This is a genomic window from Amycolatopsis sp. NPDC049253 (assembly GCF_040678995.1).
In the GTDB taxonomy this organism is placed as follows: Bacteria; Actinomycetota; Actinomycetes; order Mycobacteriales; family Pseudonocardiaceae; genus Amycolatopsis.
In genome coordinates, this window is the sequence record NZ_JBFAQX010000031.1 from 15,230 (window position 1) to 28,945 (window position 13,716).

Genomic DNA, 13,716 nt, shown 5'->3' on the forward strand with positions numbered 1-13,716 from the left:
CACGAATCCCTCGGCCCCCTCTGCGAGGATCGAGGGGTGGCAAGCGCATCGTCTCCGAAGAGTCGCCAGGGCCTGCTCGACGGGCTGGACCCCGAGCAACGAGCCGCCGCCTCCGCGCCGCGCGGGCCCGTCTGCGTTCTCGCCGGCGCCGGCACGGGCAAGACGCGCACGATCACGCACCGCATCGCGCACCTGGTCGGCGCAGGTCACGTCTCCGCCGGGCAAGTACTCGCCGTCACCTTCACCACGCGCGCGGCGGGCGAGATGCGCACGCGGCTGCGCGGTCTCGGCGTCGACGCCGCGCAAGCGCTCACCTTCCACGCCGCCGCGCGCCGGCAGCTGCGGTACTTCTGGCCGCGCGTGGTCGGCGACCGGCCGTGGGACCTCGTCGACAACAAGTTCCGGCTCGTGGCGCAGGCCGCCCAGCGCGCGCGGCTGAGCACGGAGACGGAGGTGCTGCGCGACCTCGCGAGCGAGATCGAGTGGAGCAAGGCCTCGCTCGTGTCGCCCGACGACTACCCGGCCGTCGCCGCGCGCACGCAGCGCGACACCCCGGCCCCGGTGGCGCAGGTCGCACAGGTCTACCGGCTGTACGAGGAGATCAAGAACTCCGCGCAGGTCCTCGACTTCGACGACCTGCTCCTGCACACCACCGCCGTGCTCGAAGAACACGAGGCCGTCGCCGTCGAGTTCCGCGACCGCTACCGCTGCTTCGTGGTCGACGAGTACCAGGACGTCACGCCGCTGCAGCAGCGTTTGCTCGACGCGTGGCTGGGCGGGCGCGACGACCTCACCGTCGTCGGCGACGCCAACCAGACCATCTACTCGTTCGGCGGCGCCTCGCCGCGGCCGCTGCTGGAGTTCACGCGGCGCTTCCCCGAGGCCACCGTCGTGCGGCTCGAGCGCGACTACCGGTCGACCCCCGAGGTCGTCGGCCTGGCGAACCGCGTGATCGGCGCGGCGCGCGGGCGTCCGGCGGGGTCGCGGCTGAAGCTCGTCGGCCAGCGGCCGTCGGGGCCCGAGCCGCGCTTCGCCGAGTACGAGGACGAGTCGGCCGAAGCGGCGGCGGTCGCGCGGCGCGTGCGCGAGCTGCTCGACGGGGGAGTGTCGGCCAGCGAGATCGCCGTGCTGTTCCGCGTGAACGCGCAGTCGGAAGCCTACGAGCAGGCGCTGTCCGAGGCCGGCATCCCGTACCTCGTGCGCGGCGGCGAGCGGTTCTTCGCGCGCGCCGAGGTCCGGCAGGCGATGTCGGCGCTGCGCGTCGCGTCGAGTGACCCGACCTCGCTCGAGCTGGTGACGGCGGTGCGGTCGGTGCTCGCGCGCGTCGGGCTCACCGAGCAGCCGCCGGCCGGCGGTGCGGCGAAGGAGCGGTGGGACGCGCTGCTCGCGCTGGTGGAGCTGGCCGAGGAGCTGGCGGCGAGCGTCGCCGACGCCGACCTGCCACGGTTCGTCGCGGAGCTGGAGCAGCGCGCGGCGGCACAGCACCCGCCGACGGTCGAGGGCGTCACGCTGGCGTCGCTGCACGCGGCGAAGGGCCTCGAGTGGGACGCGGTGTTCCTCGTCGGCCTGTCCGAGGGCACGATGCCGATCCTCCACGCGGGCGACGACGAGGCCGCGATCGAGGAAGAGCGGCGGCTGTTCTACGTCGGCGTCACCCGGGCGCGGGAGCACCTGTCACTCTCGTGGTCGCTGTCGCGCACGCCGGGTGGCCGTCGCAACCGCCGCCGCAGCCGGTTCCTCTACGGGCTGATCCCGGAGGACCACCCGGCCGCCCGCGTCGCGCGGTCGCAGCAGACGTCGTCGGCGCCGGGCTCGAAGGTGGCGCGCTGCCGGCTCTGCGGCGGGCCGCTGCTGCAGACGATCGAGGTGAAGCTGGGGCGGTGCTCGAAGTGCCCGTCCACAGTGGATGAAGGACTGCTGGAGAAGCTGAAGACGTGGCGCGGCGAGCGTTCGCGGGAGCTGAAGGTGCCGGCCTTCGTGGTGTTCACCGACGCGACACTCATGGCCATCGCCGAACAGCGACCGACCGACGACGGAGCGCTCGTCTCGATCTCCGGCATCGGCGCGACGAAGCTCGAGCGCTTCGGCGAAGAGGTGCTCAACGTGGTTCGCTCCTCGATGCGGTCTTGACCGCGTCCGCACCCTGATCGGTGCGGCGAACCCGCTGCTCGGAGGCGATCTTCGTAGCTTCGGAGAGTTTTGGGGAAAATAAGTTGCCCCGGTGTGCGAGGGGCAATAATCTGCTCGTACCCGGGTGGGAAGCCCCCGGTCTGGGGATCCATGTGACGCGCGCCGCCTCGGGTGGCGAACGTCCGGACAGCGAAAGGTGGTGCCGGTGAAATGATCAGCAACATGATGCTCTCGAACCCTGGCACCGGTCTGTCCGGCTGCGGTCTCATCCCCGCTTCGCGCCAGGGTACCGGTGTGTCCACGAGCGCCCACTTCGGCGGAGTCCGTCGGATTGACGAGCGTACGTGGACCGCGGTTGAGGTCACCCTGGCCAATGCCGCCCTCGTTGGCGCGTACCCGCAGGTTGACGTCGATCTGCCGACCATCAAGCAGTTCCGTGTTCCGTTGTCGATACGGGAGCGAAGTTCCTGACCTAGTCAGGACACGAGGCTCACGAAGGCCGCGGAACCGGTAACCGGATCCGCGGCCTTCGTGTTTTTTTGGCTGCACAACCCCACGAGGAACCAGTTGTCCAGTTCGATCGACAGTCCCAAAACCACTGAAACGACAAGAAGGAGCACGGAAATGTCGTCCGCCATCGCCTTCGCCGAGGGGTTCGACCTCGGTATCGGCGACCTGCTCGACGGGGTCGCCGCCCCCGAGCTCGACCTGCCCTGCCGTTCCCGCGACGCCGACCTCTGGTTCGCCGAGTCTCCAGCCGAGCTCGAGCGCGCCAAGGTTCTGTGCGCCGACTGCCCCGTCCGCGAGGCCTGCCTCGCGGGTGCCCTCGCCCGGCGCGAGCCGTGGGGCGTCTGGGGTGGCGAGATCTTCGAGCGCGGTGCCGTCATCGCGCGCAAGCGGCCCCGTGGCCGCCCGCGCAAGAACGCCGCCCTCGAGCCCGCCGCCGCAGCCCGGAGCGCCGCCGCATGACCGTCGAACTCATCACTATCCGCGACTACGAAGCGCGCACCCGCGAACCCGACCGCGCGCATCCGCTACCCGAACAGCTCGATACCCAGGAGACCAGCGAAATGTTGCTTCACGAAGAACTGTCCCGGGCCCGAATACGGGACTTCCACCAAGAAACCCAAGCGCTCCGACCCTGGCGCCGCGCCCGAGCCGCCCGCCGGTGGTCTCGCCTCGCCCGCTGGGCGGCGGACCGCTCGAAGCGGTTCGAGGAGTGAAGGTCTTCGGGATCTTCGAGGCTCTGAAGTGTTGAGTCTCGGAGATCTTCGAGGGGCTTGACGTCCTTTCGCCGGCAGCCCTCCGAGGGTTTGCCCCTCGGGCGGCTGAGGTCCTTGAGATTCCGTCGGCGTCTCTGGGACCTCTGGCCTCGGTTTGTCGTCCGCGCCGGAGGGCCGGTCACCCGTGTGGTGACCGGCCCTCCGGCATTTCCGTTCGACGGCCGCCGCCGGTTTGTCGGCTCGGTTCCGGTGGGGCTTCGGGTGTTGAATGAGGTCGTGTCCGCTCATACGCACGACCACATCGACTGGGCCGACCGGCTGACTCAGCTCCGCACGGCCGACACCCTCGACGCCGACGCCCTTTCGGCCATCGCCCAGCGGCTGGTCGCCGCCCTGCCCCCGACCCCGACGATCGTCGACCTCGGCTGCGGCGCGGGCGGCATGAGCACCCACTTCGCCCACGCCCTGACCACCCACGGCGGCGGCACCCTCATCCTCGTCGACGCAACGCCCGAGCTGCTCGCCGAAGCCGAGAAGTCGGTCCGGGCGGCCGCCGATGCCGCCTCGGCCGCTCCCAGTGCGCTCGACGCGCAGGCCACGCGCGGCAGCCTTGCCGGCACCGTCCCGACCGGAAGCCGACCGGCGTCGAGCGTCCGGGCGGATGGTGGTTCGACCAGTGTGGCCTCCGGTGTGGTCGAGGTGCGGGCGGTGCGTGGTGACCTCGCGGATGCCGCGCTGCCGGGGGCGTTGCCGGCGGCGGATTTGGTGTGGGCGTCGCGCGTGGTGCACCACTTGCCGGACCAGCAGGCGGCCGTGGGGACGGTCGCGGCGGTCGCGAAGGCGGGCGGGCTGGTCGCGCTCGCGGAGGGTGGGCTCGATTTCCGTTGCCTGCCTTGGGATTTGGGCGTCGGCAGGCCCGGACTCGAGGACCGGCTGCTGGCCGCACAGGCCGAGTGGTTCATCGGCATGCGCGAGGGCATCGAGGGTGCCGTCGCGATGCCCTACGGCTGGTCCGTCGCGTTGGAGCGCGCCGGGCTCACCGACGTCGACTCGTTCGGCGCGCTCGTGCACCACCCCGCCCCGGGTCCCGCGATGCTCGGCGACTACGTCGTCCACCGCGTCGCGCGCATCCTCGAGTTCGGCGGCGAGCACCTCACCCCGGACGACCGCGAAACCCTCACCTCCCTCCTCGACCCGCACGGCCCCCACTACCTCGCCACCCGCCGCGACCTCCACCTCACCGGCGCGAAGACCGTCCACTGTGGACGACGCCCGTGACCGCCCCGGACCCCACCTGCTCACGCTGCGGCCGCGCCCGCTCCGCCGAGCCCGACCCGCTCGCCGCCCTGTCCTGGGTCTCCACCAAGGACAACGGCCGCGCCCACTGGCTCTGCGCGACCTGCGCCCGCGACCACGTCCGCGACATCGAGGCCAAACTCCCCGACGAGTACTGGTGACCCCCTCGGGCGGCTCTCACCTTCCTTCCGCTCGTCGTCACTACGCCCGCAGACCGGGTCCGCCGCGCGCTCTTCGTCCACCCCTGCCCGGACTTTCCGAGCTGTCCCCCAGGTCGGACCGCTCGCGCCCGAGGTGGTGAGTCGGTGCGAGCCGCCGGCTCGCTCGCCCCTCACTGCGGCTGGCAACCGAACGCGCGCCAAGCGATTCACTCCGCCCGGGCACAAGCGGGTTAGCAGGTTCACCGCCATGTGTCCGAGTCGGCCGAGTCGTGCCGCCTGCCGGCCGTCCGATTGTCCGTTGCGTTTGCACGCTGCCTCAGCCGCATCGCGCGCTTGGGTGGGTACCTTCCCCGTCGTGCGCGGGAGCCGGCCCTCGCTCGCCTGCCGGTTCGCCCGGCAATCTGCTGCGCGTTCACCGCTACCCCTCCACATGCGGACGGAGATGGATTGGCAGGACCGCCACCGTGCGTGCGAGCTGGTCGGCTCGCGCGCGCCTGCGGGTCGTCCGGTTCGCTGTGCTTTCGCTGCTGCCCAACCGACATCGCTGGTGGAGGCGGCTTCGCAACTTCGCCGCCATGCGTCCGAGCCGCTCGGCTTGCGGTCGCCGGGTGGACGAGTTGCGGCCCGAGGCGCTTGCGCCGCTGTCTCCGCCTGGGCCTTCCAGGACGGCTGGCGATAGGCAGGTCAGCACTCCAGGCGAGTGTGGTGACCGGTCGGTCCGTCTGCGCTTTGCCGGGAGGCTCGGCGCGGCCCTCGCTCCGTGCGAACCTCCGGCAGAGCCCGCGCGGCCGGCCGGTCGTCGTAGGGCCTCACCCCGGCGTCATGCCGCGGTCTCTCGGCGGTGCACGGCGCGGACTTTCGGGCGGGGAGTGCGGGCGGCCTGGGTGTAGGCGCGGACCAGTTCGTGGGTGATGTCGGCCGGGGAGTCGTTGAGCTGGCGGGGCGTGCAGCGCACGAGGACGGTGCCGGTGGCGGTCAGAGCCAGGTGGCTGAAGTCGGTGGGGCCGGCGGCGGTGCGGTAGCGCCAGGCGAGGCCGACCTGGTCCCACCAGGCGTCGGCGATGCCGATGCGGCGGCCGCGCAGGTCGCAGACCGCGACGTTCCACTGTGGGGACGGCAGGGGAGTGTCGCGGAGGAGGCGCAGGGCCTGGCCGTGCGTGAAGGTTTCGCGGTCGTCGAGGGAGCGCAGCACGGCTCGGACCGCCGAGGAGCCGCGTTGGTTGCCGGCGTCGAGTTCGGCGAGCAGTTCGGTGCGGTCGCACAAGCCCCAGAACAGGGGGAGCGTCGTCAGGCGTTCGATGGCCTTCGGGTCGTTCTCGCGGCGCGCCAGATCCAGGGCGGCGCGCGAGGCGCCGGCGTAGGGGAGGCCGTCGACGATCACGGGCTCGGGCATGCGGGCCGTGCGGTAGGTGAGGACGCCGGGTTCGGCACCCGGGCGGCGGTAGTGCGGCAGGAGCAGGTGGATCTCGTTCGTCAGCGGGTGGGCGACGCCGTGGGCGCGCAGCGCGTCGGTCCCCGTGATGACGGTGCCGGGGCCGTAGCGCGCGATCGCGGCGTGCAGCAGCTGTAATCGGGATGGCGGTTTGTCCTGGATCACGAACACGCCGGGGTACACGCGGCGCCACGGCCCGCCCGGCCGCGCCAGCCTGGCGGCTCTTCGGGCCGAGATCCCGGCGCTGCGCAGCTTCTTGAGGTCGATCACGCCGACCGACGTTGAGTCACGGTGAGCCACATCCCGGATGCTTGCGGTAGTCGTCATGCTTCGAGGATGACCGCTCGGCCATCCGAGTGGAACCGGCTTCTCGGATCTGTGGATAACTCCGCGAAACCGGCCCGTGGCAACGCCGAGCCTGTGGACAACTCAGCGAGCGAAACCGGGCTGCCAGCGCTCCACGATGCCGCGCGCCGGGACCTCCGCGTCGAGCTGGCAGAGGATGCCCGTGGACCCCGCGGTGACGCGGTGGATCATCAGGTACTCCGGCGGCAGGTTCAGCGACCGGCCGACGCGGAAGTCACTGCCGCGGGTGTCACCGACGCGGCCGGCCTGGCGCTGCATCCAGCGGCGCGTGAAGTGGAACGTCGGCGTGGCCAGCGGTTCCGTGAACGGCGCGAGGTAGGCGAGCACCTCGTCGGCGGCGAGGTCGGAGTCGGTGCGGACGAAGCCGTTCTCGCGCAGCAGCCGCATGAGGTCGTCGGACTCGCCGTCGAGGGCCAGGCGCGTCATCTCGCCGAGGTGGCGCGGGATGCCGTTGGGCAGCTTCGCGACGCCACCGAAGTCGAGCACGCACAGGCGGCCGTCGTCGGTGACCATGAAGTTGCCGGGGTGCGGGTCGGAGTGCAGCAGGTGCGCCCGGGCCGGCGACGAGTAGTGGAACTCCATCAGCAGCCGGCCGGCGAGGTTGCGCGTCTCCTGGTCGCCGCCCGCGATGACCTTCGACAGCGGCGTGCCCGTGACCCACTCGGTCACCACGACCTTCGGCGCGCTCGCCACCACGCGCGGGATGAGGAACGCGGGATCGCCCTCGAACGCCTTCACGAACGCGCGCTGGTTGTCGGCCTCGTTGAGGTAGTCGAGCTCCTCGTCCATGCGGTCGGCGAGCTCGGCCATCAGCGGCTTCACGTCGGTGCCGGGCACGAACGCCTGGAACAGCCTGCTGAACCGCTGCAGCTGCCGAAGGTCGCTGCGCAGCGCCTCGTCGGCCCCCGGGTACTGGACCTTCACGGCGACCTCGCGCCCGTCGTGCCAGGTGGCGCGGTGGACCTGGCCGATGCTGGCCGACGCCGCCGGGACGTCGTCGAAGTGCTTGAACCGGCCCTCCCACGAGCGGCCGAGCTGCTGCGCCAGCACCCGCCGCGTCTGCTGCGCCGACATCGGCGGCGCGGCGGACTGCAGCTTGGTCAGCGCTTCGCGGTACGGCTTGGCCATGTCGTCCGGCACCGCGGCCTCGAAGACGCTCAGCGCCTGGCCGAACTTCATCGCGCCGCCCTTGAGCGTGCCCAGCACCTCGAACAGCTGCTCGGCGGCCTTCGCCGACAGTGTCGCGCTCACCTGTTCCGCGCTCTGGCCCGCGAGACGCTTGCCCCATCCGCCGACGGCTCGGCCGGCTATCCCGAGGGGAATGCTGGCGAGCTTCGCGGTGCGCGCCGCACCTCTGCGCGGCATTGCGGATTCGCGGTCTGCGGAGTCGGTCACCCTCCGATTCTGCCTTGGTGACCTTGGTGGCCGCAGCCTGCCAGGGGGTGTGGGCTACGTCTCCGGTGGTGCTTCGGGAGCTCCGCAATCGCAGTCCGGGTGCGGTTCCCAGTAGCGATGACGCAGGAGGCCTTCGAACGGATCGAGCTCCAGTGTGCTGTTCCACGTCGGCGGTGGCTCGGCGCTCGGCGACAGCACGCGCAGGGCCTGAGCGACGGCCAGCGAGGCACACGCCTGGACGGACGCGAGATCGGGCCGCTGGTCGACGTCCACGAGCTGGGTCGCGACGCGCGGCCAAGAGTCGTCGAGGTCGGTCCTGCTCAGGTCGCAGCAGCGCAAGCAGGTGCTTCGCCCCGGTACGACGAGCGGGCCGACGAGGATGGTGCCGTCGCGGACGCGGGCCGGCAGGTGGGTGAGGCCGTCGTCGACCAGCTCCGCCACCAGTTCCGGGGCGGGCACGACGGCGTCGGTCAGCACCACCACGTCGGGCGAGCGCTGCAGGTTGCGGGCGGTGCTGACTTCGGGCGCGACGCGGGCCAGCACGTGCTGGGTGGCTTTGCGGCGCGAAAGTCCCAGCTCGGCGGCGGTGAAGCCCGAGCCGAGGTCGGCCTCGGTGACGACGCCGCCGGAGCGGACGTCGATGTGCCCGACCCCGGCGTTGGCCAGCAGCACGGCGACGGCCACGGCGATCCGGCCGTCGCCTCGGACGGCCACCAGGCCCTGGCGTCTTCGCTCGGTGAGCGCGGTCTGGTGGTGGCGGGCGCGAAGGGACCAGAAACCGGTCTCGACGCGTCTGGACCCGGGGCTCGGCGCTTCCGTGACGAGGCCCAGCGCGGTGAGTTGTTTGAGCAGAAGGTGCAGCTGGTCACGGTGTTCGCTCTCGGCGAGCACCGCGTCGAGGCGGCGGCTGCCGTCGAGCCGGCGCACGAGCGCGACGACGCTCGGCGCCAGCCCGGTGGCCACCACGCCGTGGCGCGGGTCGAGGCCGATCTGGACTTCGTCGTCGCCGCGTTCGAGCACGTGGAGGCCCGGGAGCAGCGTCGGGTGGGCCGGGAGAAGGACGTTCGGCGGGGGAACAGTGGACAGCGTCATGATGATCAGCTTGACACCTCGGCGGCGGCGGACCGGCCGGGAAAAGCGAGTTATCCACAGGTGGGGCGAGTTGTGGACAACTCGGGGCTGTGACCATTCGACGCTCCCAAGTTGTCGGTCGGTGGCCTTACCGTTGTCGGGTGGTCGAAGCACGGATGCCCTCACTGCGGGGCCGGGGCGGAACGAACCCCCCGTCGGACACTCCTGAACACAAGGTCGAGGTGCGGCGCAGCGCGCGCCGGCACCGGACGGTCACCGCGTACTGGAAAGACGACACCCTCGTGGTGCTCATCCCGGCACGGATGACCCGCGCGGAAGAGAGGCACTGGGTCGCGGAGATGGAGCGCAAGCTGCAGCGCACCGAACCGCGAAAAGCCGCGTCGCCGAAGTCCTCGGACGACGCGCTGCTGGCACGCTGCGCCGTGCTGGCGGCGAAGTACGTGGATCCACGGGCGATACCCGCGAGCGTGCGCTGGGTACCGCCGATGCGCACCCGCTGGGCCTCCTGCACGCCCGTCGACGCGACCATCCGCGTCAGCGACCGCCTGCGGCGCGTGCCGTCGTGGGTGCTGGACTACGTGCTGGTCCACGAGCTCGCCCACCTGCGCGAACCCGGGCACGACGCGGCGTTCTGGACGCTGGTCAACCGGTACCCGAAGACGGAACGTGCGATCGGGTACTTGGAGGGGTTGTCGGCGGCGGCCGGGTGGGGGATTTCGGAGGAGGACGACGTTTGAGGGGAGCCGGGGCCCGCGAGGGTGATGAAGGCGGGTTTTCCCGGGCTCGGGGTGCTGCAGCGCGCCAGTGCGCGTAGGCGATGAGTCGGCGGCTCGGGAGCACGCTGGGCGATGGGAGATCCCGGCCAGGGGCTCACCGCCGACGCTCGTCGGAGACGACCGTGCACCGGCAGGCTGGGCCGGTCTGCAGGAGATGGATCGGGCCGGCGGACTGCGGGCGGTCTTGCTCCCGCAAGCCAAAGGGATTCGAGTCCGCGGCAGCGCACGGGCCGCCACGCCGGTGGGGCCGTGCGAGGAGGTCCCGCTCAGTGTCGGGAGGCGCTGGAGGCGACGGCACGTCTTGTGTTGAAAGGCCGGCAGGCGGAGTTATTGAAGCGCCGGAAAGCAACCGGTCCTCCGTCGCGAAGGCGGCGGAGGACCGGTTGCTGGACCTAAGGGATCAGGAGGTCGGGGTGTCGCCCTTGTCCTGGTCCGAGTCGGAGTCCGGCTTGGCATCCGAGCCCGAATCCGAGCCTGACGAGGACGACGAAGCAGAGCCAGACTCGGCCGCCTCGCGCTTCTGCGTCCGTTCGAGTTCCGCGATCGGGTCGAAGTCGTCGCCCAGGACGGGGGTGTCGCCGAGGCGGTCGGCGAAGTCCAAGGGCTCGTCGAGGTCCTCGGCCGTCGGCATGAGGTCCGGGTGGGACCAGAGGCCGTCGCGCTTGTCGATGCCGTGGCGGTCGCCCACGAGTTTCCACAGGGACGACGCCGCGCGCATGCGGCGGGGGCGCAGTTCGAGGCCCACGAGGGTCGCGAAGGTCTGCTCGGCGGGGCCGCCCGTGGCGCGGCGGCGGCGGAGCGTCTCGCGCAGCGCGTCGGCGCCCGGCAGGCGGTCGCCGATGGCCTCGGCGACCACGACGTCCACCCAGCCCTCGACCAGGGCGAGCAGGGTTTCGAGCCGCTTCAGAGCCGACTCCTGCTCGGGCGTGGTCTTCGGCTCCAGCAGCCCGGACGACATGGCCTCTTCGATGCTCGCCGGGTTCGACGGGTCGATCTGGCCGGCCAGCGACTCCAGCGCCGACGTGTCGACGGTGATCCCGCGCGCGAACTCCTCCACGGTCGCCAGCAGCCGCTGCCGCAGCCACGGCACGTGGGCGAACAGGCGCTGGTGCGCGGCCTCGCGCGCGGCGAGGAACACGAGCACCTCGCTGCTGGGGACTTCGAGCCCCTCGGTGAACTTCTCGATGTTCGCGGGCAGCAGCGCCGACGTGTTGGCCGGGCCCAGCGGCAGGCCGACCTCCGTGGACGTCAGCACCTCCTGGGCCAGCTGCGCGAGCGCGTTGCCGAGCTGGGAGCCGAAGGCCATCCCGCCCATCTGCCCCATCATGGACAGCAGCGGCCCGGCGGCCTGCTTGGCCTCCTCGGGCAGCGCCTGCATCCACGCGCCGGACACCTGCTGCGCGACCGGGTCGCAGAGCCGCTGCCACGTGGGCAGCGTCTTCTCGACCCACGTGCGCGCGGACCACGCGACGGTGGTGTTCGCGCCGGCGGGCAGGATCGTCGCCGCGTCGAGCCACAGCTCCGCCAGGTGCGCGGCGTCGCGCACAGCCGTGGACGAGTCTCCGGTACCCGACGCGAAGCCGATCTTGCCGTCGTCGCTGCCGCTCAGGTTCTGGAGTGCGATCTGTTTCGCCAGGTCGTAGTTCACCGGCCCGCTCGACGAGCCCGCCTGGCTGAGCATCTGGCCCAGCTGGCTCAGCATCTGCCCGAGCTGGTTGAACGCCTCCGCGCCTGACGGCTGCTCCGAGGGGTCGTTGTCGCCTCGTCTGTCGGGATCGGGCGGTCCGAAACCGAACGGGGGTTTGCTCATACGTCCACCGTACGCGGGTAGGGCCTCTCCCAGCGCGTCAACCATGGCCTTCACCGGGAAGCGAACACGGTCACCGTACGCTGTCGCTCGTGACCAAACCCGACGAGGAGACCGCGACCGCGAGCAGCCGGACCGAGCCGTCGAGGGAACCGGCGCGCGACGAGCGCCGCCTGACGCGCCGCGGCTGGACCCTGCTGGTCAGCGGCGCGCTGTTCCTGGTGTTCGTCGTAGCCGGTTTCCTGGTCCAGGTGCCGTACGTGGCCATCAGCCCGGGCCCGACGTACGACACGCTCGGTCGCGACGCCGCGGGCAATGAGGTCGTGCAGGTCAAGGGCCACGAGACGTACCAGACCAACGGCGAGCTGCGCATGACCACCGTGTCGCTCAACGACGGGATCAACCTCTTCACCGCGCTCGGTCTCTGGGCCAGCGGCCGCTACGCGCTCGCGCCGCGCGAGGAGTACTACCGCCCCGGCGAGACCAACGAGCAGGTCAAGCAGGAGAACATCCAGCAGCTGCAGGACTCCCAGAGCAACGCCCAGGTCGCCGCCCTGCGCCACCTCGGCTACCCCGTGGAGGTGCTCGCCAAGGAGATCGTGTCCGGCAGCCCCGCCGATCACGTGCTCGCGCCCGGCGACAAGCTCGTCACCGTCAACGGCACGAAGGTCACCGAAGCCGCCGACGTCGCCAAGGCCCTCACCAACACCAAGCCCGGTCAGACGGTGCAGATCACCTTCCAGGCCGACGGCCAGCCCGAACGCACCGTGCCCATCACGCTCGCCAAGCGCGACGACCGCACCCAGGGCTTCATGGGTCTCACGGCCGTCGACCACGCGATCGCGCCGTTCAACGTCAACATCTCGCTGCAGGACGTCGGCGGCCCCTCGGCCGGCCTGATGTTCACGCTGGCGATCATCGACCGCCTCACCCCGCCCGGGAAGCCGGACAACAACCTCGCCGGAGGCCGGCACATCGCGGGCACCGGCGAGATCACCGAGACGGGCGAGGTCGGCCCGATCGGCGGCATCTCGTTCAAGGTCGTGGGCGCGCGCGAGGCCGGGGCGACCGACTTCCTCGTACCGGAGCACAACTGCGCCGAGGCGAAGTCGGCTGTGCCGGACGGGCTCAACCTGATCAAGGTGTCCACTCTGGACGACGCGATCGCCCAGCTCCAGAACCTCAAGGCCGGCCGGCCCACGGCGCACTGCTGAGGAAGACGAAATGCCGGCGCCCGTCCTGAACCGGAGGCCCCCACGGGGCGGCCTCCGGCTCGACAGGGCTCGGGGCCGGAAAGCTCAGGACCGGACGGCTCAGGGCAAGAAGGTCGTCCTCAACGCTTCGAGCAGGTTCGGCGCGAGGTCGGGGCTCTCCACGATCTCGTCGACGGCGTCCGCGTCGGTCGAAACGTCGCCGGGCCGCGTGCCGCGCAGGCGCATCACGCACGCCACGTCGCCCTCGCGCAGCACCGCCGCCACGAGCCGCGCCTCCGTGCGCCGCGGGTGGTCGGCCGCCGCGCGGCGCAGGCGTTCGGCATCGGCCTCGGCGACGCCTTCGAGCTCCGCCTCGACGTCGGGCGGCAGCACGATGATCTCCTGCGCGAGCGCGCAGCCCACCACGATCTCGGGCCAGGCGATCCGGCCGAGCGACTCGGCGAGGTCACCTTCCGGCAACGCTTCTTGCGCCACGGGCGTCAGCGGGTTCGCGCGGTCGAGCTGGCCGGCCAGCTCGGGCTGCTCGTCGAGCAGGGCCGCGGTGGGCACCAGCGCGAACAGCTGCGGCGGCTGGTCCCAGCCCCCGGACGCGACGAACTCTTCGACTTCCCGGGCCAGGCCGGCGACGGGGTTGGCGGCGGGCGGCTCACTCGGCTGCATGGCGACATCGTCGCAGGCCGGTCCCCGCGCCGTCGTGCGACGTCCGATTCGGGCGGTCCCGGGAACTCGGGAACCCATCCGTAGAGTTAGACCGTCAGGGGACGCAGCTGTCCCCGCGAACGTGTTCACGAAGACAGGAGCGATGCCGTGGCGACTCGGCCCCC

At 71.5% G+C, this 13,716-nt stretch carries 13 protein-coding genes; 8 read left to right on the forward strand and 5 right to left on the reverse strand.

Annotation, left to right across the window (positions count from 1 at the left end; genetic code table 11):
- The first annotated feature begins 36 nt into the window (after positions 1 to 36).
- The 6 genes from AB0K15_RS39845 to AB0K15_RS39870 all read left to right on the forward strand — a co-directional run bounded on the left by AB0K15_RS39845 (position 37) and on the right by AB0K15_RS39870 (position 4,810).
- A complete protein-coding gene (locus AB0K15_RS39845; RefSeq protein ID WP_364063165.1) occupies positions 37 to 2,130 on the forward strand; it encodes an ATP-dependent DNA helicase UvrD2 in 2,094 nt (697 codons plus the stop codon).
- Positions 2,131 to 2,340: 210 nt separating this feature from the next.
- Entirely contained in the window at positions 2,341 to 2,601 is a 261-nt protein-coding gene (locus AB0K15_RS39850; protein ID WP_364063168.1) for a hypothetical protein, read from the forward strand.
- Between the two features lie 153 nt (positions 2,602 to 2,754).
- On the forward strand, positions 2,755 to 3,099 hold the full coding sequence (locus AB0K15_RS39855) for a WhiB family transcriptional regulator (protein ID WP_364063171.1): 345 nt from the start codon (positions 2,755 to 2,757) through the stop codon (positions 3,097 to 3,099).
- Complete coding sequence (locus AB0K15_RS39860) at positions 3,096 to 3,353, forward strand: hypothetical protein (RefSeq protein ID WP_364063174.1); 258 nt, start codon at positions 3,096 to 3,098, stop codon at positions 3,351 to 3,353. Before AB0K15_RS39855 ends, AB0K15_RS39860 begins: the two co-directional genes overlap by 4 nt.
- Before the next feature lie 276 nt (positions 3,354 to 3,629).
- Positions 3,630 to 4,631: a class I SAM-dependent methyltransferase gene (locus tag AB0K15_RS39865; protein WP_364063177.1), complete on the forward strand. Its 1,002-nt coding sequence runs from the start codon at positions 3,630 to 3,632 to the stop codon at positions 4,629 to 4,631.
- On the forward strand, positions 4,628 to 4,810 hold the full coding sequence (locus tag AB0K15_RS39870) for a hypothetical protein (RefSeq protein WP_364063180.1): 183 nt from the start codon (positions 4,628 to 4,630) through the stop codon (positions 4,808 to 4,810). Before AB0K15_RS39865 ends, AB0K15_RS39870 begins: the two co-directional genes overlap by 4 nt.
- 820 nt (positions 4,811 to 5,630) lie before the next feature.
- Here the strand turns inward: AB0K15_RS39870 and AB0K15_RS39875 are convergent.
- From AB0K15_RS39875 to AB0K15_RS39885, 3 genes are all read right to left on the reverse strand, one after another.
- The gene (locus AB0K15_RS39875) at positions 5,631 to 6,569 is read right to left on the reverse strand and encodes a hypothetical protein (RefSeq protein ID WP_364063183.1); all 939 of its coding nucleotides are present in this window, start codon (positions 6,567 to 6,569) and stop codon (positions 5,631 to 5,633) included.
- 102 nt (positions 6,570 to 6,671) lie between these two features.
- Positions 6,672 to 8,003 (reverse strand): AarF/ABC1/UbiB kinase family protein, encoded by a 1,332-nt coding sequence (locus AB0K15_RS39880; protein WP_364063186.1) that lies wholly within the window; start codon positions 8,001 to 8,003, stop codon positions 6,672 to 6,674.
- Between the two features lie 54 nt (positions 8,004 to 8,057).
- On the reverse strand, positions 8,058 to 9,095 hold the full coding sequence (locus tag AB0K15_RS39885) for a hypothetical protein (protein WP_364063188.1): 1,038 nt from the start codon (positions 9,093 to 9,095) through the stop codon (positions 8,058 to 8,060).
- Between the two features lie 221 nt (positions 9,096 to 9,316).
- Here AB0K15_RS39885 and AB0K15_RS39890 point away from each other — a divergent pair, with 221 nt between their 5' ends.
- The gene (locus AB0K15_RS39890; RefSeq protein ID WP_364063367.1) at positions 9,317 to 9,832 is read left to right on the forward strand and encodes a M48 family metallopeptidase; all 516 of its coding nucleotides are present in this window, start codon (positions 9,317 to 9,319) and stop codon (positions 9,830 to 9,832) included.
- 439 nt (positions 9,833 to 10,271) lie between these two features.
- Here AB0K15_RS39890 and AB0K15_RS39895 read toward each other — a convergent pair whose 3' ends face one another.
- Positions 10,272 to 11,681 (reverse strand): zinc-dependent metalloprotease, encoded by a 1,410-nt coding sequence (locus tag AB0K15_RS39895; RefSeq protein ID WP_364063191.1) that lies wholly within the window; start codon positions 11,679 to 11,681, stop codon positions 10,272 to 10,274.
- 89 nt (positions 11,682 to 11,770) lie between these two features.
- Here AB0K15_RS39895 and AB0K15_RS39900 point away from each other — a divergent pair, with 89 nt between their 5' ends.
- Positions 11,771 to 12,892 (forward strand): PDZ domain-containing protein, encoded by a 1,122-nt coding sequence (locus AB0K15_RS39900; RefSeq protein WP_364063194.1) that lies wholly within the window; start codon positions 11,771 to 11,773, stop codon positions 12,890 to 12,892.
- A gap of 99 nt (positions 12,893 to 12,991) precedes the next feature.
- On the opposite strand, the gene AB0K15_RS39905 is transcribed toward AB0K15_RS39900, so the two are convergent.
- Positions 12,992 to 13,552 (reverse strand): PPA1309 family protein, encoded by a 561-nt coding sequence (locus AB0K15_RS39905; protein ID WP_364063197.1) that lies wholly within the window; start codon positions 13,550 to 13,552, stop codon positions 12,992 to 12,994.
- Between the last annotated feature and the right edge of the window lie 164 nt (positions 13,553 to 13,716).

Bases quoted from the DNA above. Each gene is read 5' to 3' on its own strand.
- AB0K15_RS39850 (WP_364063168.1), top strand. From the start codon at position 2,341: ATGATCAGCAACATGATGCTCTCGAACCCTGGCACCGGTCTGTCCGGC.
- AB0K15_RS39855 (WP_364063171.1), top strand. From the start codon at position 2,755: ATGTCGTCCGCCATCGCCTTCGCCGAGGGGTTCGACCTCGGTATCGGC.
- AB0K15_RS39860 (WP_364063174.1), top strand. From the start codon at position 3,096: ATGACCGTCGAACTCATCACTATCCGCGACTACGAAGCGCGCACCCGC.
- AB0K15_RS39875 (WP_364063183.1), bottom strand. From the start codon at position 6,569: ATGACGACTACCGCAAGCATCCGGGATGTGGCTCACCGTGACTCAACG.
- AB0K15_RS39885 (WP_364063188.1), bottom strand. From the start codon at position 9,095: ATGACGCTGTCCACTGTTCCCCCGCCGAACGTCCTTCTCCCGGCCCAC.
- AB0K15_RS39895 (WP_364063191.1), bottom strand. From the start codon at position 11,681: ATGAGCAAACCCCCGTTCGGTTTCGGACCGCCCGATCCCGACAGACGA.
- AB0K15_RS39905 (WP_364063197.1), bottom strand. From the start codon at position 13,552: ATGCAGCCGAGTGAGCCGCCCGCCGCCAACCCCGTCGCCGGCCTGGCC.